The sequence below is a fragment of the Streptomyces sp. TS71-3 genome (assembly GCF_018327685.1).
Lineage (GTDB): Bacteria > Actinomycetota > Actinomycetes > Streptomycetales > Streptomycetaceae > Streptomyces.
In genome coordinates this window covers 2094554-2117783 of the sequence record NZ_BNEL01000001.1, presented here as the reverse complement: position 1 = coordinate 2117783, position 23230 = coordinate 2094554, and the positions used below count along the sequence as shown (strand labels likewise).

Genomic DNA, 23230 nt, shown 5'->3' with positions numbered 1-23230 from the left:
CATGACGGCATCCACCACGGCATCCATGGCGATCCCGCCCGCGCCGTCAGGGGTCAGCGCGGCAGGTAGCCCCGCAGGAACGCCCGGACACCCGCGGTGATCAGCTCGGTGCGCTCCTGATCCGGCAACGGCAGCGCGCCCATGCACGTACGGTCGTTGACCTCGCCGAGCGTCAGGTGGAAGAGATGGTGGGCCGCGCGAAGCGGGTCCGGCGCGTCCAGGAGGCCCTCGTCGGCCAGCTCCCGGAAGCGCCCTGCGGCCGCCTCGATGGACCGCTGCGGGCCCGAGCGGCGCCAGGCGTCCACCAGCTCCTGCGGGATGTGCCCCACCTCGGCGCGTAGCTGCCGCGCCACGGCGAAGTGGTCGGGGAACCGGTCCGCCGGCTCCGCCCACGCCTGGATGAAGGCGATCAGGTCGGCCTCCAGGTCGGTCACCTTGTGGAGCCTGCGGTCGAGGGCGTCGAGGTGCGCCTGGACGACCTGCGCCGCGCCCTCCTCCACCACCACGCGGAAGACCTCGGCCTTGCCGCCCGGGAAGTGGTTGTAGATCGTCCGGGTGGAGACGTCCGCTTCCTTCGCGATCGCGTCGATGCTGGTACGGGTGTAGCCGTCACGCCCGAAGACGCGGCGCGCACCGCAGACGATCGCCGTCCGCTTCTCCGCGAGCCCCTGCCTCACCCGTTGTGCCACGTGGGTACCCCTGCACTTCCGGTCTCGACACCGCTTCCGTCGTCGCGCTCGGGCCACCGTACCCAGTGGGCCTCGCGACTGAGGTACAACGAGCCATGTAATTATTACCACGGTCGTTGTACTTTTCGTTGTACTTTCCGTGTCATGACACCCCCAGAACCCGCCGGCCTCCGACACCGCACGCGTGCCCCTTCCGCGGCACGCCCTTGCCGTCGCGGGTCTTCCTCACCGCGGTCGCGCTCTTCACGCTCGGCTCCGCCTGCGCGGGGCTCGCCTGGGACGCCGGCTCGCTGATCGCCTTCCGGTTCCCTGGGCGTGCTGCCGCTGCTGCTCGCCGCACGCGTCCTGTGGCCGTGGCCACTCGCGGCCTCGCGAACACCGAGGTGGCCGCGGGGACCACGGCGGACACCATCGTCACGCAGGTCTCCGCGGCCACCGGCACCGCGCCGTCCGCGCTGCTGCTCACCGCGACGGGCGGCTTCCGGACCACGCTGCTGTGCGAGGCGGCCCTGATGGCGCTGTCGCTGCCCGCGGCGCTGCGGATGCCCGGGGTCCTGCGGATGCCTGGGGCCCTGCGGATGCCCGGGGTCCTGCGGATGCCCGGGGAGTCGCCCGGGTCCGGGAAGCGGCTCGGTCCCGGTCCTGATGGGCGGTCCGGTGCCGGGGAGCCGTCAGGGGGCTGATTCGTCCCGTGCGTGCGCTTGCGGCGCGGAGTCGGCCTCCTGCCCGGTCGTCGCGGCGGTCGCCGGGCGGGTGGCGAGGTGGGCGAGGAGTTGCAGGCGCTCGTGCGAATCCGAGCCGGGCTCGGCGTGGTACGTGATCAGCATCTGCCCGGGCGCGCCGGGCAGCGCCAGCTTCTCGTAACGCAGGTCCAGCGGGCCCACCTGGGGGTGCAGCAGCCGGCTCGTGCCGGCCGCTTCTGACGGTGGCTACCTCTCCGCCTCGTCGCGCAGTTCCCCGCGCCCCTGAGCAGGCACCGGTCGCCCTCTCCGCCACCTGAACCGGCCACCCCGGCACGGCAGCGACTGCCCCCTCCCGCCGTGACTACCTCTCCCTCTCGTCGCGGCTCGTCGCGCAGTTCCCCGCGCCCCTTCGTGGGCGCCGGTAGCGCGGGAGGGCGGCGCACCGTGGGTGCGTCGCCCTCCCTTTCGTGCTGTCGTGCTGCGGTGTCAGGACTCCGTGACGCCCAGTTTCTCCAGGATGAGTTCCTTGACGCGGGCCGCGTCCGCCTGGCCCCTGGTCGCCTTCATGACCGCGCCCACCAGCGCGCCCGCGGCGGCCACCTTGCCGCCGCGGATCTTGTCGGCGATCGCGGCGTTGCCCGCGATGGCCTCCTCCACGGCGGTCGTGAGCGCGCCCTCGTCCGAGACGACCTTCAGGCCGCGCTTTTCGACGACCTCATCGGGACCGCCCTCGCCTGCGAGGACGCCCTCGATGACCTGGCGGGCCAGCTTGTCGTTGAGCGAGCCCTCCTGCACCAGGGTCGCGACGCGGGCCACCTGCACGGGGGTGATGGGCAGGGCGCCGGGCTCGACGCCGGTCTCGTTGGCGTGCCTGGCCAGCTCGCCCATCCACCACTTGCGGGCGGCGGTGGAGTCGGCGCCGGCCTCGATGGTGGCGACGATCGGCTCGATCGCTCCCGCGTTCAGGATCGACTGCATGTCGTGGGCGGAGACGTCCCACTCCTCACGCAGCCGGTTGCGGCGCTGCAACGGCAGTTCGGGCAGGCCGCGGCGGAGCTCGTCGACCCACTCGCGGGCCGGGGCGACCGGCACCAGGTCGGGCTCCGGGAAGTACCGGTAGTCCTCGGCCTCCTCCTTGATCCGGCCGGAGGTGGTGGTGCCCTGGTCCTCGTGGAAGTGCCGGGTCTCCTGGACGACGGTGGCGCCGGAGTTCAGCACCGCGGCGTGCCGCTCGATCTCGAACCGGGCGGCCCGCTCCACGCTGCGCAGGGAGTTGACGTTCTTCGTCTCGCTGCGGGTACCGAACTTCTCGCTGCCCTTGGGCATCAGCGAGAGGTTCACGTCGCAGCGCATCTGGCCCATCTCCATCCGGGCCTCGGACACGCCCAGCGCCTTGATCAGCTCGCGCAGCTCGGCGACATAGGCGCGGGCCACCTCGGGGGCGCGCTCCCCCGCCCCGACGATGGGCTTGGTGACGATCTCGATGAGCGGGATGCCCGCGCGGTTGTAGTCGAGCAGGGAGTGCTGGGCACCGTGGATCCGGCCCGTGGCACCGCCCACATGGGTGGACTTGCCGGTGTCCTCCTCCATGTGGGCGCGCTCGATCTCCACGCGGAAGGTGGTGCCGTCCTCCAGCTGGACGTCCAGGTAGCCGTTGTAGGCGATCGGCTCGTCGTACTGCGAGGTCTGGAAGTTCTTCGGCATGTCCGGATAGAAGTAGTTCTTCCGGGCGAAGCGGCACCACTCGGCGATCTCGCAGTTCAGCGCGAGGCCGATCCGGATGGCGGACTCGACGCCGGACGCGTTCATCACGGGCAGCGCGCCGGGCAGGCCGAGGCAGGTCGGGCAGGTCTGCGAGTTGGGCGGCGCGCCCAGCTCGGTGGAGCAGCCGCAGAACATCTTGGTCCTGGTGCCCAGCTCGACATGGACCTCCAGGCCCATGACGGGGTCGTACGACGCGAGGGCTTCCTCGTACGGCACCAGGTCGGTCGTGGCAGTCACGGTGAAAACTTCCCTCTCAGCCCAGCAGGACGTCGTCGTCGCCCAGGCGCTTCAGCTCGCGGTAGAGGATGGCGAGGCCGGTGACGATGGCGACGGCGGAGACCGCGGCGTCGACCAGCCGGAGCGTGTCGTTGTCCTGCCGGGCCAGCTTGGCCTGCTTGGCCACGCTGATGGCGCCGAGGGCCGTACTGCCGATCGACAGGTACAGGCCCGTCTTGGACTTCTTGAAGTTCTTGGCCTTCTTGGTCATTGCGCTCACAGTGACGGTGCCTCCTCCAGCAGCGGATGTCCCCAGCGTTCCACGAAAGCGGACTCGACGGCGGCACCGACTTTGTACAGCCTTTCGTCCCGCATGGCCGGCGCGATGATCTGCAGGCCCACCGGGAGGCCGTCCTCAGGGGCCAGGCCGCACGGCAGCGACATGGCGGCGTTGCCCGCGAGGTTCGCCGGGATGGTGCACAGGTCCGCGAGGTACATCGCCATCGGGTCGTCGGCGCGCTCGCCGATCGGGAAGGCGGTGGTCGGGGTGGTCGGCGAGACGAGCACGTCGACCTGCTCGAAGGCCCGCTCGAAGTCGCGCGCGATGAGCGTGCGCACCTTCTGCGCGCTGCCGTAGTACGCGTCGTAGTAGCCGGAGCTGAGCGCGTAGGTGCCGAGCATGACCCGGCGCTTGACCTCGGCGCCGAAGCCGGCCTCGCGGGTGAGGGCGGTGACCTCCTCGGCGCTGTGGTTGCCGTCGTCGCCGACCCGCAGGCCGTAGCGCATGGCGTCGAAGCGGGCGAGGTTCGAGGAGCACTCGGACGGCGCGATCAGGTAGTACGCCGACAGGGCGAGGTCGAACGACGGGCAGTCCACCTCGACGACATCGGCGCCGAGCTCCTTGAGGAGCTGGACGGACTCGTCGAAGCGCTGCACGACGCCGGGCTGGTAGCCCTCGCCGCGGAACTGCTTCACGACTCCGATCCGCAGGCCCCGCACGCTGCCGCTCCGTGCCGCCTCCACCACCGGCGGTACCGGGGCGTCGATGGAGGTGGAGTCCAGCGGGTCGTGGCCGCCGATGACCTCGTGCAGCAGGGCTGCGTCGAGGACCGTCCGGGCACAGGGGCCGCCCTGGTCGAGCGAGCTGGAGAAGGCCACCATGCCGTACCGGGAGACGCCGCCGTAGGTGGGCTTGACGCCGACGGTGCCGGTGACCGCGGCGGGCTGGCGGATCGAGCCGCCGGTGTCCGTGCCCATCGCGAGCGCGGCCTGGTACGAGGCGATGGCGGCACTGGAGCCGCCCCCGGAGCCGCCGGGGACCCGGGTGAGGTCCCAGGGGTTGCCGGTGGGCCCGTAGGCGCTGTTCTCGGTGGAGGAGCCCATGGCGAACTCGTCCATGTTCGTCTTGCCGAGCAGCACCAGGCCGGCGTCCTTGAGGCGCCTGGTGACGGTGGCGTCGTACTGCGGGACCCAGCCTTCGAGGATCTTGGAGCCGACGGTGGTGGGGACGCCCTCGGTGGTGAAGAGGTCCTTGACGGCGATCGGCACGCCGGCGAGCGGGCCGAGCTGCTCGCCGCGCTCCCGCCTGGCGTCGACGGCGCGGGCCTGCTTGAGGGCGCCCTCGCGGTCGACGTGCAGGAACGCGTGCACCTTCTCGTCCACGGCCTCGATACGGGCCAGGTGGGCCTCGGTGACCTGCACGGCGGTGAGCTCGCCGGAGGCGATCCTCGCGGCGGTCTCGGCCGCGGTGAGCCTGATGATGTCCGTCATGTCGGTCACTCCTCACCCAGGATCTGCGGCACCTTGAATCGCTGCTGCTCCTGGGCGGGTGCTCCGGAGAGCGCCTGCTCGGGGGTGAGCGACGGGCGTACCTCGTCCGGGCGCATGACGTTCGTCAGCGGCAGCGGGTGGGAGGTCGGCGGAACGTCTTGGTCGGCGACGTCGGAGACGCGGGCGACCGCGTTGATGATGTCGCCGAGCTGGCCTGCGAAGTGGTCGAGCTCTTCGGGCTTCAGTTCCAGACGCGCCAGCCGGGCGAGGTGGGCGACCTCCTCGCGCGTGATGCCAGGCATGCGGGATCCTCAGGGTCAGTGACGGTGGTTCGGGCGGCAGTCCGCCCCCGTGCGCAAAGTACACCGTAGGCACACGCACACGGGACGAGCCCAATCCTATGGGCGCAGCGCCCCTGCCCGTGAATTTCTTTTCCCGACCACCGCCCCTTCTGGGGCGCACCGGGGTGCCCGGACGGCCCACGGCACACACCCAGGGGCGCGGGGTGGGGGCACCTCCCACGCCCTCAAGGCAGTGGGGGAGCGAACGGCCACGACGAAACCGACAGCCCGCCACGCAGCGCCACCCACCAGGACCGGAGGCATGGCCCGTCAGGGCCGAGGCGTCCCGCCCACCAGGGCCAGGGTGCGGCCCGCCAGGGCCAGAACATCCCGCCGCGTCCGGCAACCCGCTACCCCTGGCCCCGCCCCAGCGAGGCCTGCTCGCGCGCCCGCAGCCACGCCGTGGCCTTGTCGGTCGGCATGGCCGCGGCCACCAGCCAGCCCTGCACGGCGTCGCAGCCGAGTTCCCGCAGCCGCTGCCAGGTCTCGTCGTCCTCCACGCCCTCGGCCACCACGACCAGGCCCAGGGAATGCGCGAGGTCCACCGTGCAGCGCACGATCTCCGCGTCCTCCGCGTCCACCGCGAGCCGCGCCACGAACGACCGGTCGATCTTCAGCTCGCTCACCGGCAGCCGCCGCAGGTGGACCAGCGAGGAGTACCCGGTGCCGAAGTCGTCCAGCGACATCTTCACGCCGTGCGCGGTGAGCCCGGCCAGGGTGTCCGCGGCGCGCTGCGGGTCCTCAAGCAGCACGTGCTCGGTGATCTCCAGCTGGAGCGCCCCGGGCGGCACGCCGTGCCGGGCGAGCCGGGCCGCGACGGAGCCGGCGAAGCCGGGCGTGTGGACGTCGCGCGGGGAGACGTTCACCGCGACGGGCACCCGCAGCCCCTGCTCGCGCCACCGCGCGACCTGGGCCAGCGCGGTCTCCAGCACGTACTCGGTCAGGTGCGGCATCAGCCCGGACGACTCGGCGATCGCGATGAACTCGTCGGGCGGCACCTTGCCCCGCTCCGGGTGCACCCACCGCACCAGCGCCTCGAGTCCGGCCACCTCGCCGTCGAAGCGGACCTTGGGCTGGTAGTGCAGCTCCACCTCGTGCGCGTCGAGCGCCCGCCGCAGGTCGCCGAGGAGGCCGAGCCGGTCGGGGGTGTTGGAGTCCCGCTTGGACTCGTACACCTCCACTCCCGTGCGGTCCCGCTTCGCCTGGTACATGGCGACGTCGGCGCGGCGCAGCAGCCCCTCCGCGTCGAGGGCGTGGTCGGGGAAGACGGCGAGTCCGGCGCTGGCCTCCAGGACGAGGGTGAGGCCGTCGAGGTCGAGCGGACGGCCGAGTTCGGCGACGAGCCCGCGGGCCACCCGGCTCGCGGAGGTGGTGGAGTCGGCGACGGGCAGCAGCACGGCGAACTCGTCGCCGCCGAGCCGGGCCGCCTCCGCCCCGCGGGGCAGCGCGAGCCGCAGCCGGTCGGCGATCTGCAACAGCAGCCGGTCGCCGGCGAGGTGCCCGAGCGTGTCGTTGACCGACCGGAAGCGGTCGAGGTCGATCAGCACGAGGGCGGACCGCTCTCCGTTCTGGTCGGCCTCCTCCAGGGCGGCCCAGGTCCGCTCCAGCAGCCACTGCCGGTTGGGCAGCCCGGTGAGCGGGTCGCGCAGCTGCTCCTCGGCGCGGGCGCGGGCGATCCAGAGGCTGGAGTCGAGGGCGATGAGGGGCACGGCGAAGAGCGGCAGCAGCACGGGGCGGGCCATCGCGACGACGCAGATCAGCGGGGCGATGCCGAGCAGCCCGGCGCCGACCAGGCCCTGCCGGATGAGCGCGGTGCGCAGGACGGTGGGCAGGCCGGTGCGGGGGGTGTGCACGTACCAGGTCAGCAGGCGGGTGACGGCCACGTAGGCGGCCGCGACGAGCACCGCCTCGGGGGCCGTCAGCAGGTCCCAGCTCTCGGGTTTCCACGGGGACTCGACGGACGGCACCCGCCCGCACGCCCAGAGCACCAGGGCGCCCGAGCCGATGCCGAGGATGTCGGCGGCGCCGTGCAGCACGCCCTGCCGCCAGCCGTTCCTGCGGGCCACGCCGACCAGGACGATCAGGATGAGGCTGACCATGCCGGCCGGCACCCACCCGTACAGCAGCAGCACGGCGAGGGTGAGGGCCGAGCCGGAGCCCGTGCCGCCCCACCAGCGGTCGCGGCCCATGGCCACGAGGTGGCCGACTATGAGTCCGGTGAGCGCGGCCAGGGACCATCCGGTGACTCCGGACGGGAAGAGGGCGTGGTGGCCGCTGACGGCGCGCACCACGCCGGCGCCCAGCACCAGCACGGCCAGCAGGACGACGGCGCTCGGCAACGCGGCCCGAAGAGCCTGCCGGGACGCGGCGTCGTCGGCGAGGGCGCCGTGCTCGCGCCCGGCCTCCCGCGTGCCACGCGTGGACAGCCGGTCGCGCAGCCCCGCGATCCGGGCGATGCTCCAGCGCTCGGCGGCCGGGCGCGGCGCGCTCCGGCCGGGCAGTCCTTCGGAACGCTCCTGAGACCGTCCCGACCAGGGGGTCGGGGCGCCCCGGCCACGGCCCGGCACGGAGGAACCGGTGGCGGCGGATCCCGGTCCACCGGAACCTCTCGCTCCGGACCCCGGCATCCCGGTGCCGGTCACCGCGGGCCTCGGCCCGCCGCGCCCGTTCGCACCGGGCCCCGTCACGCCCTGTCCAGCGGCTCCCGGCGACATCGCCGCACGTCCTCCCGCATTCCGATCACGTCCCCCCGGACTCTGCCCCACAGCACCCTGCCCCGCGGAGCCCTGCTCTGCCAATCCCTGCCCCGCAGAACTGTGCCCCCCGGAGCCCCGCCCCGCCAAACCTGCTGCGTCCGAAGGGCCTTGAGCCCCGGTGCGCGGTGCCGCGGCCCGGGTGTCCGGTGCCGTGGCCCGGGTGTCCGTGGGGGCCGGCTCCGCGGATCCGGCGCTCGCGGAACGTTTTACCAACGAGGCGTCAGGCTCCTCACCCGGCCCCGCTGCCTCCGGTCCGCTCCCCGCTCCCCGGGACGCCTCAGCGCGGTCCTGCCCGGGCAGGGGAGGTCCGGTCCGTTCGGAGGCTGACGGTGCGGGGGCTGAGTCCACCTTCGTCTGCGCGGGAGCTGAGTCCACGCTCGCACGCGCGGGAGCTGAGTCCACGCTCGCACGCGCGGGAGCTGAGTCCGCGCTCGCACGCGTGGGGGCCGAATCACCACCGCGTTCCCTCCCGAGCGCTGACGGACCCGCGCTCGCACGCGCGGGGGCCGAAGCCACATCTGCCTGCGCGGGGGGCGAGCCCGCATCCGCCTGAGCGGGGGGCGAGCCCGCATCCGCCTGAGCGGGGCCCGGATCCTCCGGTTCCGGACTCGGACCGCTCTGCCTCGCCGCGGGCTCCGCCGGCCCGTGCGCCGCCGGCTCCGGTTCTCCGGGCTCTGTTTGAGCAGGCACGGGATTGGGCGAGCCCTGACCAGTGGGCGTCCGGCCCGCGTCGGGGCGCTCGGTCGCGCCGTCAGCGGAGGCGCGATCCATGGCCGTGGCCATAGCCCTGGCCGTGGCGCCGCCCTCACCGGCCTCCCGTGCCGTCTCCCCGCTGGTAGGGCCGTCCTCCGGCGCCGCGGGAGTGTCGGGCGTAGGCACCGCGGGGACGCCGGGCGCAGGCGCCGCGGGGGTGCCGGGCGCAGGCGCCGCGGGGGCCGGGGTCGCCGAGGGGCCCGCGCCGTCGGCGGGCTCGGTGCCCTGCGTGGCGGTGGGCTCGCCGGTGAGTGCGGGGGCCGGGCCGGAGCCCTGCCGGCTGCCCGGCCGGCGTGCCGCTCCGCTGCCGCCCCGTGGCGTCTCGTTGGGCGGAGCGGCGGCACCCGGGGAGCGCTCCCCCGTGGCGGTGCCGCGCTCGCGGGTTTTGGGTGCGGCGCGGCGACCGCTCAGCCAGTGACTGCGGCCACGGTGCAGTCGGGCCTCGGGGGCGGCGCTCTCGGTCGGTTCCATTCCCGTCCCTCTCACAGCCGGCGGTGCCCACGCCCTGCGGCGCGGACGCCGAAGACGGAAGGCGGCGGCCCCGGTAACCCCGGTGCCCCCTCGACCTCGACGGGGTCCGCGTCCGATAACCCGCCGCGCTGCTGGGCACGCACGACGGGCACGCCCCTCAACAGTAGGCCGCGGATGGCTTTCAGGGGCAGCGCTCGACAGTGGTTGCCCGAATGCGCCCCGGCCACCCATCTGCCTCTGATATGCGCCGAACGAGTGGCGTTCAACCGCTACTCATCGGTCGGCCGTGCGATTTCCGCCGCCGCGTCGGGTCCTCGTTCGAGCAGGGTGGTAAGGCCGTCCTCGTCCAGGACGGGAACCTTCAACTGCACCGCCTTGTCATGCTTCGAACCGGGATTTTCCCCCACCACCACGAATGAGGTCTTCTTGGAGACCGAGCCGGAGACCTTGGCGCCCTGGTTCTGGAGTGCTTCCTTGGCGGCGTCGCGGGTGTAGTTCACGAGGGTGCCCGTGACGACGACGGTGATGCCCTCCAGGGCGCGAGGGCCCTCTTCCTCGCCGCTGACCTCGGCTTCGAGACGGACCCCGGCCGCACGCCATTTCCCCAGGATCTCGCGGTGCCAGTCCTCCTCGAACCACTGCTTGAGGGAGGCGGCGATGGTCGGTCCCACGCCCTCCACCGCGGCGAGCTCCTCCTCGCCGGCCTGCTCGATCCTGTCGATGGAGCGGAATTCCCGGGCCAGCGCACGGGCCGCGACCGGCCCGACATGGCGGATGGACAGGCCCGTGATGACGCGGTCCAGGGGGCGCTCTTTGGCCGCGGCGATATTGTCCAGCATCGCCAGGGTGTTCTTCTTGGGCTCGCCCTGCTGGTTGGCGAAGACCGTCGCGATTTTCTCCTCGCCCGTTTCGGGGTCCCGCTTGGGCAGGCCGCTGTCCTGGTCGAGAACGTACGCCTTGATGGGCAGCAGCTTTTCCAGGGTGAGGTCGAAGAGGTCGCCCTCGTCGCGCAGCGGGGGCTCGGAGGGTTCCAGCGGCCTGGTCAGCGCGGCGGCCACCACATAGCCGAAACTCTCGATGTCGAGGGATTTGCGGCCCGCCAGATAGAACAGCCGCTCGCGGAGCTGTGCGGGGCAGCCCCGGGCGTTGGGGCAGCGCAGATCGACGTCGCCCTCTTTCATCGGCCGCAGCGGGGTGCCGCACTCCGGGCATTCGGTGGGCATCACGAATTCCCGCTCGGTGCCGTCCCGCAGGTCGGCGACCGGGCCGAGGATCTCCGGGATGACGTCGCCGGCCTTGCGCAGCACCACCGTGTCCCCGATGAGGACGCCCTTGGCCTTGACCACGTCCTGGTTGTGCAGGGTGGCGAACTCGACCTCGGAGCCCGCGACGGTGACGGGCTCCACGTGCGCGTAGGGCGTGACCCGGCCGGTGCGGCCGACGCCGACGCGGATGTTCACCAGCTTGGTGTTGACCTCCTCGGGGGCGTACTTCCAGGCGATCGCCCAGCGCGGGGCGCGGGAGGTGGAGCCGAGGCGGCCCTGGAGCGGGATCTCGTCGAGCTTGACGACGACGCCGTCGATCTCGTGCTCCACGGAGTGGCGGTGCTCGCCGTAGTACGCGATGAACTCCCGTACGCCGTCGATGGAGTCGACCACCTTGCCGTACGGCGTGGTGGGCAGGCCCCATTCGCGCAGCAGCTCGTAGGCATTCGAGAGGCGGTCGATGTCGAAGCCCTCACGGGCGCCGATGCCGTGCACCACCATGCGCAGCGGGAGGGTGGCGGTGACCTTGGGGTCCTTCTGGCGCAGCGAACCGGAAGCCGAGTTGCGCGGGTTGGCGTACGGCTTCTCACCGGCCTCGACCCGGCGGGCGTTCAGCGCCTGGAACTCCTCCATCGGGAAGAAGACCTCGCCGCGGATCTCGACGAGCTCGGGGACGCGGTCGCCCCTGAGCCGGTCGGGGATCTCCTCGATGGTGCGGACGTTCGGCGTGATGTCCTCGCCGGTACGGCCGTCGCCGCGGGTGGCGGCGCGGGTGAGGCGGCCGTGCTCGTACGTGAGGTTGACGGCGAGGCCGTCGATCTTGAGCTCGCACAGGAAGTGGTAGTCGGTGGTGCCGACGTCCTTGGCGATGCGGTCCGCCCAGGCGCCCAGCTCGTCGTCGTCGAAGGCGTTGTCCAGCGAGAGCATGCGCTCGCGGTGCTCCACCTCGGCGAGGTCGGTCTCGTAGGCGCCGGAGACCTTCTGGGTGGGCGAGTCGGGGGTGCGCAGCTCGGGGTGCTCGTCCTCCAGGTCCTGGAGGGCCCGGAGCAGCCGGTCGAACTCGGCGTCGCTGACGACCGGCTGGTCCTTCACGTAGTACCTGAAGCGGTGCTCCTCGATCTGCTCGGCGAGCTGCTTGTGCTTCTCCCGTGCCTCGGCGGGCACCGCTGCGGGCTGTGCTTGCTGTTCGCCGGCCACCGTCTGTCCTCCCGTCACTCAGGGTTGTCCGCGAGGGATCTCGCCGCCTGGACGCAGTGGGCGAGCGCGCGCCGCGCGTACGCGGGAGACGCACCCGCCAGACCGCATGCGGGCGTGAGCACCACGGCCCGGGCGAGCAGCTCGGGCCGGAGCCCCAGCCTGCGCCACAGCGTCCTGACACCCCCGACGCTACCGGCAGGGTCTGACAATGGGCCGTCCGTGCCGGGCACGACACCGGCGAACAGCTTCGTACCGCTCTCGACGGCCTCGCCGATCACGTCGTCGTCACGTTCGGTGAGCAGTGCGGCGTCGAACGAGACGGCGTCCGCGCCGGCCCGGCGCAGCAGCGCGAAGGGGACGTCCGCGGCGCAGGAGTGCACGACCACGCCGCCGCCCGCCGCGTGCTGGATCTCCATCACGTCCCGCAGGGTGCTCTCGACGACCTGGCGGTCGACGGCGCCGTGGGTGCGGTAGCCGCTGGCCGAGCGCACCTGGCCGCGCAGCACGGCCGTCAGGGACGGCTCGTCGAGCTGGAGCACGATGCCGGCGCCGGGCACCCGGCGCCGTACGTCCGCGAGGTGCGCGCCGAGCCCTTCCGCCAGCGACACGGCCAGGTCCCGGCAGGCGCCCGGGTCGGAGAGGACCGCCTCGCCGTTGCGCAGCTCCAGGCTCGCCGCGAGCGTCCAGGGGCCCACCGCCTGTACCTTCAGCAGCCCCTCGTAGCCCTGGGTGAACTCCTCCAGGGCGTCGAGGTCCTCGCCGAGCCAGGAGCGGGCGCGGCGGGTGTCCCGCCCCGGGTGGTCGCCCAGGCGCCAGCCGCTGGGCTCCACGCGCGCGTACAGCTCGACGAGCATCCCCGCCGTCCTGCCGATCATGTCGGCGCCCGGGCCGCGGGCGGGCAGCTCGGGAAGGTAAGGGAGCCCGTCCCCCGACTGGCCGGATTCAAAGGTTCCGGTCACGGTCCTCACGGCCTCGCGGGCATCGTCTCCCGGCATCGATCCCGTGCCGGAGGCGCCCCGGGGGCTGAAGTCCCGGTTCTCGGTCGGGGGGTTCTCGCTCACGCGGTTTTCGCTCACGCTGCGCAAGCGTACGGAATCCGCGGGGGCGCGGATTCCGGTGGTGGGGTTGTGGGGGGTTCGCTGCTGGCCACGTGCGGTGCGCGGGGTCGTGGTAACCGTCCTGCGCAGTTCCCCGCGCCCCTATCAGCGGGGCTTCGCCCCGACCGCACCACGGCGTGGGCACGGCCTATCGACCCGGACCACCCCCCGGCGGAACTTGCTCGCGCAATTCCCGCGCCCCTATCAACGGGCTTCGCCCCGACCGCACCACGGCGTGGGCACGGCCCATCAACCCGGACCACCCCCCGGCGGAACTTGCTCGCTCCCCCACTGCCTTGAGGGCGTGGGAGGTGCCCCCGTCCCCGCGCCCCTATCGGGACGCCGGGGTGGCCCTACGGCCCACGGCACCCGCTCAGGGGCGCGGGGAACTGCGCAAACAGCCACGACGAGGCCCGCGCCATCGCAGCGCGGAGAAACCACCCGAGGAAGGGGCGCGGGGAACTGCGCGGACGGTCACCACGGACCCCCGCACCGCCACAGCCATGAGAAACCACCCCGAGAAGGGAGCGCGGGGAACTGCGCGATCAGCCACAGCGATGCCCGCGCCGTCGCAGCGCAGAGAGACCACCCCCGAAAAAGGGGCGCGGGGAACTGCGCAAAGCCGCCGGAGGCGACGCACGCGGTGCGTCAGAGGTGCGCCGGGGTCACGTGCCGGGGCGGACCGTCACGTCGTGGATTTCCGCGTCGCGCGGAAGGTCGAGGGCCGTGAGGACCGCCGTGGCGACGGAGTCGGGCGCCATCCACCGGGCCGGGTCGTACTCCTTGCCCTCCTGACGGTGCACCTCCGCCTGCATGGAGGTCCTGGTGCGGCCGGGATACACGGTGGTGACCCGAACCCCGGCGGCCCGCTCCTCGGCCCGCAGGGAGTCCGCCAGGGCCTTCAGACCGTGCTTGGAGGCGGCGTAGCCGCCCCACTCGGGGCTCGCCGACAGCCCCGCTCCGGAGTTGATGAAGACGACCTGCCCGCGGGCGGCCCGGAGCGAGGGCAGCAGGAGGCGGGTCAGCTCGGCCGGAGCGACCAGGTTCACATCGAGCTGCCGGCGCCACGTGGCGGTGGAGAGGTCCCCCACGGACCCCAACTCGACGACACCGGCGCTGTGCACGAGGGAGTCGGCCCGCTCCGGCAGGCCCTGGCGCGAGATCGCCTCCGCGAGCTTCTCCGGCTCGGCGAGATCCCCGACGAGGGTGCGGGCGCCGGGGTACTCGGCGGCCAGTTCCTCGGCGCGGCCGGCGTCCCGCGCCAGCAGCAGCAGTTCCTCGCCGCGCGCGTGCAGACGGTGCGCGACGGCCGCGCCTATGCCGGAGCCGGCGCCAGTGATCACACGTGTGGCCATGGGGGACATGCTAGGCACCGGCTCCCACGCAGCCGCCCGGCGGGTCGGCGGACCCGCAGGCCGACGGCCAGGTCACGCGGTGCCGAACGACTCCTCCAGATAGGCCAGCGCCCCCACCGGCTCCTCGGCGAAGAACACCAGGTCGGTGAGGGGCAGCGGCAGGAACCCCTCCTCGTCCATGCGCCGGAACTGCTCCTTGAGGCCGTCGTAGAAACCGGCCGCGTTGAGGAGGACCACGGGCTTGGTGTGGTGGCCGTGCTTCTTCAGTTCGAGGATCTCGGTGGCCTCGTCGAGGGTGCCGGTCCCGCCGACCATGATGACGACCGCGTCGGCCTTCTCCAGCAGCAGCGCCTTGCGCTCGGCGAGACTGCGCGCGACCACCATCTCGTCGGACCGCTGGCGCACCCGGTCGGAGAGGAATTCCACGGAGACGCCGAGCAGCCGCCCGCCCGCCTTCTCCACGCCGTCCGCCACGACCTTCATCAGCCCCACGTCGGAGCCGCCCCACACGAGGGTGTGCCCGCCCTTGCCGAGCAGCTCGGCGAATTCACGGGCAGGTCGTGTGTAGCGCTCGTTGAGGTCGGCGGCGGAGAGGAAGACGCAAATGTTCATGCGCCCCACGGTACGGGGAAGAGACACGCTCCAAAGAACGCTTTACGTGGCATGGCTGATGGACACACGATCACGATCGAGCAGGGCAGCGAGCACGTACGCGTCGTTCACGAGGGGCAGGTGCTCGCCGAGAGCACCCGGCCGCTGGTGCTCCGCGAGACCGGCTGCCCGCCGCGCTACTACTTCCCCCCGGAGGACGTCCGCACGGACCTGCTGACCCCTTCGGAGTCGCACACCTACTGCCCGTTCAAGGGCACGGCCTCCTACTGGTCGCTGAACGGCTCCCCCGACCTGGTGTGGGCGTACCCGGCCCCTAAGCCGGACGTGGCCCAGATCGGGGACCACCTGTGCTTCTACGAAACCCAGGTGGTCGGCGAGGCGGCCTGACCCTTCGCCCGCTGGCAGTGCGGAGCGTCCGCCACACGCGCGTGGCGGACGGTCCGGTTCGGTTCGGTTCGGTTCCGGAGACTGACCCCGTCGGCGGGGGCCGCTCGGTGCCACAGAGCGGGTTCAGATGTGCCTGGAGCGGTGCCCGAACCGGCACCGGGGAGTCGCCGTGGGGATTTCCGGGGTTTTCCGCGGAGACCCCGCTCAGCCCGCTCAGCCCGCTCAGCCCGCTCAGACGGCTACACGCGCGCGTGTGGTCGACGCGATCGTCGCCGAGCCGACCACCCGGGTGCCGTCGTAGAGAACGATCGCCTGGCCGGGGGCCACGCCGCGGACGGGCTCGGTGAAGGTGACCTTCAGGTCGCCGCCTTCGAGGTGCGCGCCGACCTCGGTCTCGCCGCCGTGCGCGCGGAGCTGGGCCGTGTACGTGCCCGGGCCGGCGGGCGGGGTGCCGCACCAGCGGGGGCGGATCGCGGTGAGCGCGGTGACGTCCAGGGACTCGGCGGGGCCGACCGTGACGCGGTTGTCCACGGGTGAGATGTCCAGCACGTAGCGGGGCTTGCCGTCCGGTGCCGGGGTTCCGATGTGGAGCCCCTTGCGCTGGCCGATGGTGAAGCCGTAGGCGCCGTCGTGGCTGCCGACCGTGGTGCCCGACTCGTCGACGATGTCACCGGGGGCCGTGCCGAGGCGGCGGGACAGGAAGCCCTGCGTGTCGCCGTCGGCGATGAAGCAGATGTCGTGGCTGTCGGGCTTGCGCGCGACGGCGAGGCCCCGGCGCTCGGCCTCCGCGCGGATCTCGTCCTTCGTGGTGACCGTGTCGCCCAGCGGGAACAGCGCGTGCGCGAGCTGCCGCTCGTCGAGCACACCGAGGACGTACGACTGGTCCTTGGCCATGTCGGAGGCACGGTGCAGCTCGCGGGTGCCGTTCTCGCCGGTGACCACCTTCGCGTAGTGGCCGGTGCAGACGGCGTCGAAGCCGAGGGCGAGCGCGCGGTCCAGCAGGGCGGCGAACTTGATCTTCTCGTTGCAGCGCAGGCAGGGGTTGGGGGTGCGGCCCGCCTCGTACTCGGCGACGAAGTCCTCGACGACGTCCTCGCGGAAGCGCTCGGCGAGGTCCCACACGTAGAACGGGATGCCGATGACGTCCGCGGCGCGGCGGGCGTCGCGGGAGTCCTCGACCGTGCAGCAGCCCCGGGCGCCCGTGCGGAAGGATTGCGGGTTCGCGGAGAGGGCGAGGTGGACGCCGGTGACGTCGTGGCCGGCTTCGGCTGCGCGGGCGGCGGCGACGGCGGAGTCCACGCCGCCGGACATTGCGGCGAGGATGCGGAGGGGGCGCTGCGGGGTGTCAGTCATAACGTCCACCAGGGTACGGGGCTCCGCCCCGCTCCGGCCGCCCCGTTTCCGCACACCCCGCTTCCCTCGCGCCTGAGCGGCACGGGCCCCGCTTGCGGCCACTTGCCGGTGGGGGTTCCCAGACCGCGGGGCTCCGCCCCGACCGCCCCCTTGGTCGCGTTGGCCGTCGACGCCGGACCATCTGCCGGTGGGGGCCGTTTTTGCGCAGTTCCCCGCGCCCCTTATCCGGGGCCACGACCCTCTCCTCCGGACCACCAGCCGGTGGAGGCCCTTTCGCGCGGTTCCCCGCGCCCCTATCGGGGCTCCAGGGCGGCCCTACGGCCCACGGCACCCACTCAGGGGCGCGGGGAACCGCGCGACCAGCCGCAGCGATACAGGCGCCATCACAGCGCCGAGAAACCACCCCAGACAAGGGGCGCGGGGAACTGCGCGATCCGCCACGACGGAAGCCGCACGTTCACGCACCATCCGCCCCCCGTTATCTTTTTCGCGGTCCTGCAAGAGGGCCGCTGGCCTCCGGGCCCGGCATGACTGTGTCCCCCTGTCCGAGATGACGTGGGGGGTGGTGTTCACCGGGCCCGAGAGGTGCCGTCGGAGCCGCTGATGAGAGGTCCGGCCACCGTCCGGTCCGGCGCAACGCCGGACAGTTCACGGGCGGCAGGTCTGCATAACGTGGATGCGCGCGTACGACACCGAAGCCCAGGCCAGCCGCACCAAAGGAGCTGACAGCACGATGTTCGACACCGGCGACGTGGGCGTCTTCCTCGGCCTGGACGTCGGCAAGACCGCCCACCACGGCCACGGACTCACCCCAGCCGGCAAGAAGGTCTTCGACAAGCCCCTGCCCAACAGCGAACCGAAACTGCGAGCCGTCTTCGACAAGCTGGCCGCCAAATTCGGCACCGTCCTGCTGATCGTGGACCAGCCCGCCTCGATCGGCGCTCTGCCACTGACCGTGGCCCGGGACGCAGGCTGCAAGGTCGCCTACCTGCCCGGACTTGCGATGCGCAGGATCGCCGACCTCTACCCGGGCGAGGCCAAGACCGACGCCAAGGACGCCGCGGTCATCGCGGACGCCGCCCGCACCATGCCCCACACCCTGCGGTCCCTGGAACTGACCGATGAGATCACCGCCGAACTCACCGTGCTGGTCGGCTTCGACCAGGATCTTGCCACCGAGGCCACACGCACCAGCAACCGCATACGCGGCCTGCTCACACAGTTCCACCCCAGCCTCGAACGCGTCCTGGGCCCGCGGCTGGATCACCAAGCAGTCACCTGGCTGCTGGAGCGCTACGGATCCCCATCCGCCCTCAGGAAAGCCGGCCGCCGCAAACTCGTCGAAACCATCCGACCCAAAGCCCCGCGCATGGCCCAGCGGCTGATCGACGACGTCTTCGACGCACTCGACGAACAGACCGTCGTGGTCCCGGGGACCGGCACGCTCGACATCGTGATCCCCTCGCTGGCCCGCTCGCTCGCGGCTGTCCACGAACAGCGCCGCGCTCTTCAAGCGCAGATCGAGGCCCTGCTGGAGGAGCACCCTCTTTCCCAGGTCCTGATCTCGATGCCGGGGATCGCGGTCAGGACCGCTGCCACCCTGCTGGTCACCGTCGGCGACGGCACCAGCTTCCCCACCGCCGCCCATCTCGCCTCCTACGCCGGCCTGGCCCCGACCACCAAGTCGTCGGGCACATCGATCCACGGCGAACACGCGCCACGAGGCGGAAACCGCCAGCTCAAACGGGCGATGTTCCTGTCCGCTTTCGCCGCCTTGCACGATCCCGTCTCCCGCACCTACTACGACCGCTGCCGAGCCAGGGGAAAGACTCATACCCAGGCTCTCCTCCGCCTGGCCCGCCAGCGCATCAGCGTGCTCTACGCGATGCTCCGCGACGGCACCTTCTACGAACACCGAACCCCACGCCCCGCTTGACCAAGGACATAGAGGCACCCCCCCCGAAACAGGGGCGCGGGGAACTGCGCAAAGCTGGGGGGCGGCCCCTACAGGGGGCGGAGGGAGCTCAGGACAGACCCGCCGTCCTCGCCCTCTTCACCGCGGGCCCGATCGCCGTGGCGACCGCGTCGACGTCCGCGCGCGTGGACGTGTGCCCCAGCGAGAAGCGGAGCGTGCCGCGGGCCGCTTCGGGCGAGGCGCCGGTGGCGAGCAGGACATGGCTGGGCTGGGCCACCCCGGCCGTGCAGGCCGAGCCGGTGGAGCACTCGATCCCCTGCGCGTCGAGCAGCATCAGCAGGGAGTCGCCCTCGCAGCCGGGGAACGTGAAGTGGGCGTTGGCGGGCAGCCGGTCCACGGGATCGCCGCCGAGGACGGCCTCCGGCACCGCCGCGCGGACGGCGTCGATCAGTTCGTCGCGCAGTACCCCGGCCCGCCGCGCGAACTCCTCGCGCCGCTCCGTGGAGATCCGCGCCGCCACCGCGAACGCGCTGACCGCGGGCACGTCGAGGGTGCCCGACCGCACGTGCCGCTCCTGGCCGCCGCCGTGCAGCACGGGCACGGGGCTGTGGTCCCTGCCGAGCAGCAGCGCCCCGACTCCGTACGGCCCGCCGATCTTGTGCGCGGAGACGGTCATCGCGGCGAGCCCCGAGGTGGCGAAGTCGACCGGCACCTGGCCGACGGCCTGCACCGCGTCCGCGTGCAGCGGAACCCCGAACTCCGCTGCCACGCCGGCGAGTTCCCGGATCGGCATCAGCGTGCCGATCTCGTTGTTGGCCCACATGACTGTGGCGAGCGCCACATCGTCGGGGTTGCGGGCGATGGCCTCCCGGAGCGTCTCGGCGTCGACCCGGCCGTAGGTGTCCACCGGCAGGTACTCGACGGTGGCCCCCTCGTGCTCGGCGAGCCAGTGCACGGCGTCCAGCACGGCGTGGTGCTCGACGGGGCTGGCGAGGACGCGGGTGCGGGCCGGATCAGCAGCCCTGCGGGACCAGAACAGGCCCTTCACGGCGAGGTTGTCCGCCTCCGTACCGCCGGAGGTGAGCACCACCTCGCTGGGGCGTGCGCCGAGCGCCGCGGCCAGCGTCTCGCGGGCCTCTTCGACGGCGCGCCGGGCCCTGCGGCCCGCTGCGTGCAGCGATGAGGCGTTTCCGGTGTGTGCGAACTGGGCGGTCATCGCCTCGATCGCCTCGGGAAGCATCGGGGTGGTCGCCGCGTGGTCGAGGTAAGCCATGGTGGCCCCGATTCTACGAGGTCCGCCTTTCGGGACCGCCGGGGCCGGTACCGGTTCCCGCGCCCGGCGGAACGGTCACCGGGGCGCGGCGGGTGCGCGAACGGCCGGTTCGGGAGGGTCAGCCCGGGATGTTCCAGGACCAGGTGTGGTCGACGGTGACGAGCACCGCCAGGACCGCGAGGTCGGCGACGCCGAGGGCCAGGCCGAGCAGGGCGCGGCCGCGCCGGCCGGTACCGCGGGAGAGCGCGAGCGCGGACAGCACGATGGCCGTGGGCCCGAGGAAGAGGTTGGCGACCAGCAGGCCCAGCAGGCCGAGCACGAAGGACGCGACGGCCATGCCGTCGGCGTCCCGGCGCGGGCCGCGTTCCGCCGCTGGCCCGGCGGGCCTCGCATCGGGGCGCGTCCCGGCGGACGAGGACGTCGCGGTCGCGCGCTCGGCACGCGGAGTCAGGGTGGGGTTCATGGGTGCCTCCTGACGGAGTGGTGAAACGGGTCGGTGAAGGGGGTCGGGGGTGTGGGGAGTCGGGAGCCGCCGAAGGGTCAGTGGTGACGGCGGGCGTGCCGTTCGCGCACGGCGAAGACGACGAGCCAGACGCCGATGACGGCGGCGGCGATGACGCCCACCGGCAGCGGCGCGTGCGCCACGGCGCCGAGGCCGACGCCGAGCAGCAGCAGGGCGGCTACGAGGAAGAGCATGGAGACCTCTCTGGTGTCTCGTGACCCGCGTCCCGTCGGGCTCCACGGGAGTCCAGGGAGTCCAAGGGGCTCCATGGGAGGAGAGCCTCCGGGTACGGGAAGTTCGGTGAACGAATGTGGGTACAACTGTTCACTGACATCCACAGTACTCCCTGTTCGGCTTTCCAAAGGCGGAGAACAGTTGTTGACTGAATGGCATGAGTCACACCCTCGGCAAGCGGCAGGCCCAGAAGGAGCAGACCCGGCAGGCGCTGCTGGACGCCGCGCTCACGCTCCTCGCCGACCAGAGCCTGAGCAGCCTGGGCCTGCGCGAGGTCACGCGTGCGGCGGGCATCGCGCCGACCGCCTTCTACCGGCACTTCCACAGCACGGCCGACCTGGGCATCGCCCTGGTCGAACAGGCGCTGGGCAGCCTCCACGAGATGATCGGCATCACCCTCGCCGCGCCGGGCGGCATCGACGAGCGCATCGCCCGCAGCGTCGATCTGATAGCCGGTCACGTGCGGCGCCATCCGGCGCACGTACGGTTCGTGGCACGGGAACAGCACGGGGGCGTGTCGCCGGTACGGGAGGCCATCGCGCGCCAGCTCGACCAGTTCTCCCTTGAGGTGCGCACGGAGCTGGCGCGGCGGCCCGAGTCACGGGGCTGGGACGACGACGACCTGCTGATGCTGGCGCGGCTCTACGTCAACCACATGGTGATGACGGCAGCGGCGATCCTGGAGGCCCCGCCCGAGGGTCTGGAGGCAGTGACGGAGCTGGCCCGCCGCCAGATGCGCCTGATGAGCCTCGGCCGCCGCCACTGGCTCGACTGATCCCGTCCGGATCACGAGGGTGATCCCCGTCCGTCTCCGGATCCCCGTCCGGGGACGGACGGGGACCGGAGATCCGTCGGGGGCTCCCTCCACCCCGGCGGCCGTGCGCATCCGCGGCGGCAGAGAGGCGGTCAGTCCCACAGGTCGCAGTGGTGGAGCGCCGCGGTGGTGGCGGGGTGCACGCCGCCGTCCGAGGGCGGCGCGAGGCGCTGGAGCACGGGCGCCGGGCCTCTCACCGCGGGCCAGTGCGGCAGGCCCGGGCGGTTGGGGTCGCCCGTCGCGGCGAAGCGGGCGAGATAGCGGATCATCTGCCCGGAGAGCCGCCGCTGCGCCGGGCTCAGCAGGGCCGTACGCCCCGGGACGTCCCAGACGTAGGGGAGGTCGGAGCCGTGGTAGGCGCCCAGCGGGAACGGGGGCTCCATGTCGAAGGTCGACGGAGCATGCGTGTCAGCGAACTCGTAGGCGTGGGTGGGCACCTGGGAGGCGAGGACGGCCTCGGTCCGCTGGTTGGGGCAGGCGTAGGCGCGGTCGGTGACGATGGCGGCCCATCGCAGCGACGGTGAGCCGTAACGGCTTGCCGGATAGGCGGCGGCCACCTCACCCGCGCGCGGCCCGAGGGCGCGGTCGAGCAGGTCGTGGAGCGTGCCGGTGCCGATCTGCCCGAGGGCGGCGGCGACCAGCAGCGTCGCCTCGTCGCGGGTCGTGCCTTCCAGCACCGGGACGTGCGCGAAGTCGCCCGCGGCGATGGCTCTGCCGGGAGACCTCGGCAACGTGGGGGTGCCATAGGCCGGACTCCAGTAGACGGCGGCCACCGCCGGCGCGCTCAGCAACTGCTCGGCGCTCATCGCGCGCAGACAGGGCAGTGCCCTCTCCTTGCAGCCGAGCCGTTCCGCGACCCCCGCGCCGGCGGACCGCACGGCGTCCAGCGGCTTCCAGGTGGCCGTCGCGGCACCGGCGCCGGGGTACAGGTCGTCCACCGCGTTCGTGTCGGTGCAGGTGCCGCTCTGGATGGCGGCCCGCGCGAACAGGCCGCGTGCCGCGGGCGATGCGAGCTGGGCGCAGACGCTGTCCCCTCCGCCCGACTCGCCGAAGACGGTGACCTCGTGCCCGTCGCCGCCGAAGCGTGCCGCGTTCCTGCCCACCCAGGCGAGCGCGGCCCGCTGGTCCATGATGCCGAAGTCGCCCGAGCCGGGCAGTCCGGAATGGCCGAAGAAGCCGAAGACGCCGAGCCGGTAGTTGACGGTGACGACGATGACGTGGCCGTCGGCGGCGAGCCTGCGGGGGTCCTGGTCGCTCCCTGCTCCGGAGCTCAGCCCGCCGCCGTGGATCCACACGAGGACCGGCAGCCGCTCACCGGGGCGCCTGGGCGGCACCGCGACGTTGAGGTAGAGGCAGTCCTCGCTGGTGCTGCGCGCGGTCCCCGTCAGCGGGTCGGCGTTCTGGGCGCACCGGTCACCGGGACGGGTGGCGTCCCTCGTGCCGTGCCAGGGCCGCGCCGGGAGCGGCGGCCTCCAGCGCAACGGGCCCACCGGCGGCGCGGCATAGGGAATGCCCTGGAAGCTGCGGTATCCATCGGCGGCGGCGGTGCCGCGGACGAGGCCGCCGTCGGTGCGCACCACGGTGCCGCGGCCTGCCGCCACCGCGCCGGCCGCCACCGGACCCCCTCCCCCCGCGGGGACCAGGGCGGGGACGAGCAGAGCCATCACCGGGGCCAGCAGCAGGGCCGACCGCAGCGGCACCGGCAGCCGTAAGAGCCGCAGAAGCAGCCGCAGAACGAGCCGCGGCGCGCGCGTCGAGGAGATGCACGTGGTCATGGGTCTCC

General features: G+C 72.7%; 19 protein-coding genes and 1 pseudogene. 4 read left to right on the top strand and 16 right to left on the bottom strand.

Going from position 1 to position 23230, the window contains the following annotated elements; translation table 11 throughout:
• Positions 1 to 53: 53 nt before the first annotated feature.
• A complete protein-coding gene (locus Sm713_RS08700) occupies positions 54 to 689 on the bottom strand; it encodes a TetR/AcrR family transcriptional regulator (RefSeq protein WP_212909071.1) in 636 nt (211 codons plus the stop codon).
• 206 nt (positions 690 to 895) lie between these two features.
• Between Sm713_RS08700 and Sm713_RS08695 the strand changes: the two genes are divergently transcribed.
• Positions 896 to 1372, top strand: coding sequence for a hypothetical protein (locus Sm713_RS08695; protein ID WP_212909070.1), 477 nt, complete (start codon positions 896 to 898; stop codon positions 1370 to 1372).
• Here Sm713_RS08695 and Sm713_RS08690 read toward each other — a convergent pair.
• The 10 genes and pseudogenes from Sm713_RS08690 to Sm713_RS08645 all read right to left on the bottom strand — a co-directional run.
• Positions 1361 to 1597 (bottom strand): annotated as a pseudogene (locus tag Sm713_RS08690) (hypothetical protein); the annotation flags it as partial. The gene Sm713_RS08695 and the pseudogene Sm713_RS08690 sit on opposite strands and share 12 nt — an antisense overlap.
• A gap of 261 nt (positions 1598 to 1858) precedes the next feature.
• On the bottom strand, positions 1859 to 3373 hold the full coding sequence (gatB, locus tag Sm713_RS08685; RefSeq protein WP_212909069.1) for an Asp-tRNA(Asn)/Glu-tRNA(Gln) amidotransferase subunit GatB: 1515 nt from the start codon (positions 3371 to 3373) through the stop codon (positions 1859 to 1861).
• Positions 3374 to 3389: 16 nt separating this feature from the next.
• Positions 3390 to 3623: a hypothetical protein gene (locus Sm713_RS08680; RefSeq protein WP_212911875.1), complete on the bottom strand. Its 234-nt coding sequence runs from the start codon at positions 3621 to 3623 to the stop codon at positions 3390 to 3392.
• A 5-nt stretch (positions 3624 to 3628) separates the two neighbouring features.
• Positions 3629 to 5122 (bottom strand): Asp-tRNA(Asn)/Glu-tRNA(Gln) amidotransferase subunit GatA, encoded by a 1494-nt coding sequence (gatA, locus tag Sm713_RS08675; RefSeq protein WP_212909068.1) that lies wholly within the window; start codon positions 5120 to 5122, stop codon positions 3629 to 3631.
• Between the two features lie 5 nt (positions 5123 to 5127).
• On the bottom strand, positions 5128 to 5424 hold the full coding sequence (gatC, locus tag Sm713_RS08670; protein ID WP_212909067.1) for an Asp-tRNA(Asn)/Glu-tRNA(Gln) amidotransferase subunit GatC: 297 nt from the start codon (positions 5422 to 5424) through the stop codon (positions 5128 to 5130).
• A 389-nt stretch (positions 5425 to 5813) separates the two neighbouring features.
• Entirely contained in the window at positions 5814 to 8090 is a 2277-nt protein-coding gene (locus Sm713_RS08665; protein WP_212911874.1) for a GGDEF domain-containing phosphodiesterase, read from the bottom strand.
• A gap of 1622 nt (positions 8091 to 9712) precedes the next feature.
• Positions 9713 to 11905, bottom strand: coding sequence for an NAD-dependent DNA ligase LigA (gene ligA / locus Sm713_RS08660; RefSeq protein WP_212909066.1), 2193 nt, complete (start codon positions 11903 to 11905; stop codon positions 9713 to 9715).
• 14 nt (positions 11906 to 11919) lie between these two features.
• Positions 11920 to 12900: a methionine synthase gene (locus tag Sm713_RS08655; RefSeq protein ID WP_212911873.1), complete on the bottom strand. Its 981-nt coding sequence runs from the start codon at positions 12898 to 12900 to the stop codon at positions 11920 to 11922.
• A 767-nt stretch (positions 12901 to 13667) separates the two neighbouring features.
• On the bottom strand, positions 13668 to 14357 hold the full coding sequence (locus tag Sm713_RS08650; RefSeq protein WP_212909065.1) for an SDR family oxidoreductase: 690 nt from the start codon (positions 14355 to 14357) through the stop codon (positions 13668 to 13670).
• Positions 14358 to 14429: 72 nt separating this feature from the next.
• Positions 14430 to 14969 (bottom strand): TIGR00730 family Rossman fold protein, encoded by a 540-nt coding sequence (locus tag Sm713_RS08645; protein ID WP_212909064.1) that lies wholly within the window; start codon positions 14967 to 14969, stop codon positions 14430 to 14432.
• A 51-nt stretch (positions 14970 to 15020) separates the two neighbouring features.
• Here Sm713_RS08645 and Sm713_RS08640 point away from each other — a divergent pair, with 51 nt between their 5' ends.
• The gene (locus Sm713_RS08640; RefSeq protein ID WP_212909063.1) at positions 15021 to 15356 is read left to right on the top strand and encodes a DUF427 domain-containing protein; all 336 of its coding nucleotides are present in this window, start codon (positions 15021 to 15023) and stop codon (positions 15354 to 15356) included.
• Between the two features lie 231 nt (positions 15357 to 15587).
• Here Sm713_RS08640 and mnmA read toward each other — a convergent pair whose 3' ends face one another.
• Positions 15588 to 16709 (bottom strand): tRNA 2-thiouridine(34) synthase MnmA, encoded by a 1122-nt coding sequence (mnmA, locus tag Sm713_RS08635; RefSeq protein WP_212909062.1) that lies wholly within the window; start codon positions 16707 to 16709, stop codon positions 15588 to 15590.
• Positions 16710 to 17442: 733 nt separating this feature from the next.
• Here mnmA and Sm713_RS08630 point away from each other — a divergent pair.
• Positions 17443 to 18645, top strand: coding sequence for an IS110 family transposase (locus tag Sm713_RS08630; RefSeq protein WP_212911822.1), 1203 nt, complete (start codon positions 17443 to 17445; stop codon positions 18643 to 18645).
• A gap of 88 nt (positions 18646 to 18733) precedes the next feature.
• Here Sm713_RS08630 and Sm713_RS08625 read toward each other — a convergent pair whose 3' ends face one another.
• The 3 genes from Sm713_RS08625 to Sm713_RS08615 all read right to left on the bottom strand — a co-directional run bounded on the left by Sm713_RS08625 (position 18734) and on the right by Sm713_RS08615 (position 20593).
• Positions 18734 to 19897 carry a cysteine desulfurase family protein gene (locus Sm713_RS08625; protein ID WP_212909061.1) on the bottom strand — a complete coding sequence of 388 codons (1164 nt, stop codon included), beginning with the start codon at positions 19895 to 19897 and terminating at the stop codon, positions 18734 to 18736.
• Positions 19898 to 20015: 118 nt separating this feature from the next.
• On the bottom strand, positions 20016 to 20360 hold the full coding sequence (locus Sm713_RS08620) for a hypothetical protein (protein WP_212909060.1): 345 nt from the start codon (positions 20358 to 20360) through the stop codon (positions 20016 to 20018).
• A gap of 77 nt (positions 20361 to 20437) precedes the next feature.
• Positions 20438 to 20593: a hypothetical protein gene (locus Sm713_RS08615; protein ID WP_212909059.1), complete on the bottom strand. Its 156-nt coding sequence runs from the start codon at positions 20591 to 20593 to the stop codon at positions 20438 to 20440.
• A 197-nt stretch (positions 20594 to 20790) separates the two neighbouring features.
• Between Sm713_RS08615 and Sm713_RS08610 the strand changes: the two genes are divergently transcribed.
• On the top strand, positions 20791 to 21408 hold the full coding sequence (locus tag Sm713_RS08610; RefSeq protein WP_212909058.1) for a TetR family transcriptional regulator: 618 nt from the start codon (positions 20791 to 20793) through the stop codon (positions 21406 to 21408).
• 131 nt (positions 21409 to 21539) lie between these two features.
• On the opposite strand, the gene Sm713_RS08605 is transcribed toward Sm713_RS08610, so the two are convergent.
• Complete coding sequence (locus tag Sm713_RS08605) at positions 21540 to 23222, bottom strand: carboxylesterase/lipase family protein (protein WP_212909057.1); 1683 nt, start codon at positions 23220 to 23222, stop codon at positions 21540 to 21542.
• Positions 23223 to 23230 lie beyond the last annotated feature (8 nt).

Bases quoted from the DNA above. Each gene is read 5' to 3' on its own strand.
- mnmA (WP_212909062.1), bottom strand. From the start codon at position 16,709: ATGACTGACACCCCGCAGCGCCCCCTCCGCATCCTCGCCGCAATGTCC.
- Sm713_RS08625 (WP_212909061.1), bottom strand. From the start codon at position 19,897: ATGGCTTACCTCGACCACGCGGCGACCACCCCGATGCTTCCCGAGGCG.
- gatC (WP_212909067.1), bottom strand. From the start codon at position 5,424: ATGCCTGGCATCACGCGCGAGGAGGTCGCCCACCTCGCCCGGCTGGCG.
- Sm713_RS08640 (WP_212909063.1), top strand. From the start codon at position 15,021: ATGGCTGATGGACACACGATCACGATCGAGCAGGGCAGCGAGCACGTA.
- Sm713_RS08680 (WP_212911875.1), bottom strand. From the start codon at position 3,623: ATGACCAAGAAGGCCAAGAACTTCAAGAAGTCCAAGACGGGCCTGTAC.
- Sm713_RS08665 (WP_212911874.1), bottom strand. From the start codon at position 8,090: ATGCCGGGGTCCGGAGCGAGAGGTTCCGGTGGACCGGGATCCGCCGCC.
- Sm713_RS08655 (WP_212911873.1), bottom strand. From the start codon at position 12,900: ATGCCGGGAGACGATGCCCGCGAGGCCGTGAGGACCGTGACCGGAACC.
- Sm713_RS08615 (WP_212909059.1), bottom strand. From the start codon at position 20,593: ATGCTCTTCCTCGTAGCCGCCCTGCTGCTGCTCGGCGTCGGCCTCGGC.
- Sm713_RS08610 (WP_212909058.1), top strand. From the start codon at position 20,791: ATGAGTCACACCCTCGGCAAGCGGCAGGCCCAGAAGGAGCAGACCCGG.
- Sm713_RS08630 (WP_212911822.1), top strand. From the start codon at position 17,443: ATGTTCGACACCGGCGACGTGGGCGTCTTCCTCGGCCTGGACGTCGGC.
- gatA (WP_212909068.1), bottom strand. From the start codon at position 5,122: ATGACGGACATCATCAGGCTCACCGCGGCCGAGACCGCCGCGAGGATC.
- Sm713_RS08620 (WP_212909060.1), bottom strand. From the start codon at position 20,360: ATGAACCCCACCCTGACTCCGCGTGCCGAGCGCGCGACCGCGACGTCC.
- Sm713_RS08650 (WP_212909065.1), bottom strand. From the start codon at position 14,357: ATGGCCACACGTGTGATCACTGGCGCCGGCTCCGGCATAGGCGCGGCC.
- Sm713_RS08645 (WP_212909064.1), bottom strand. From the start codon at position 14,969: ATGAACATTTGCGTCTTCCTCTCCGCCGCCGACCTCAACGAGCGCTAC.
- Sm713_RS08605 (WP_212909057.1), bottom strand. From the start codon at position 23,222: ATGACCACGTGCATCTCCTCGACGCGCGCGCCGCGGCTCGTTCTGCGG.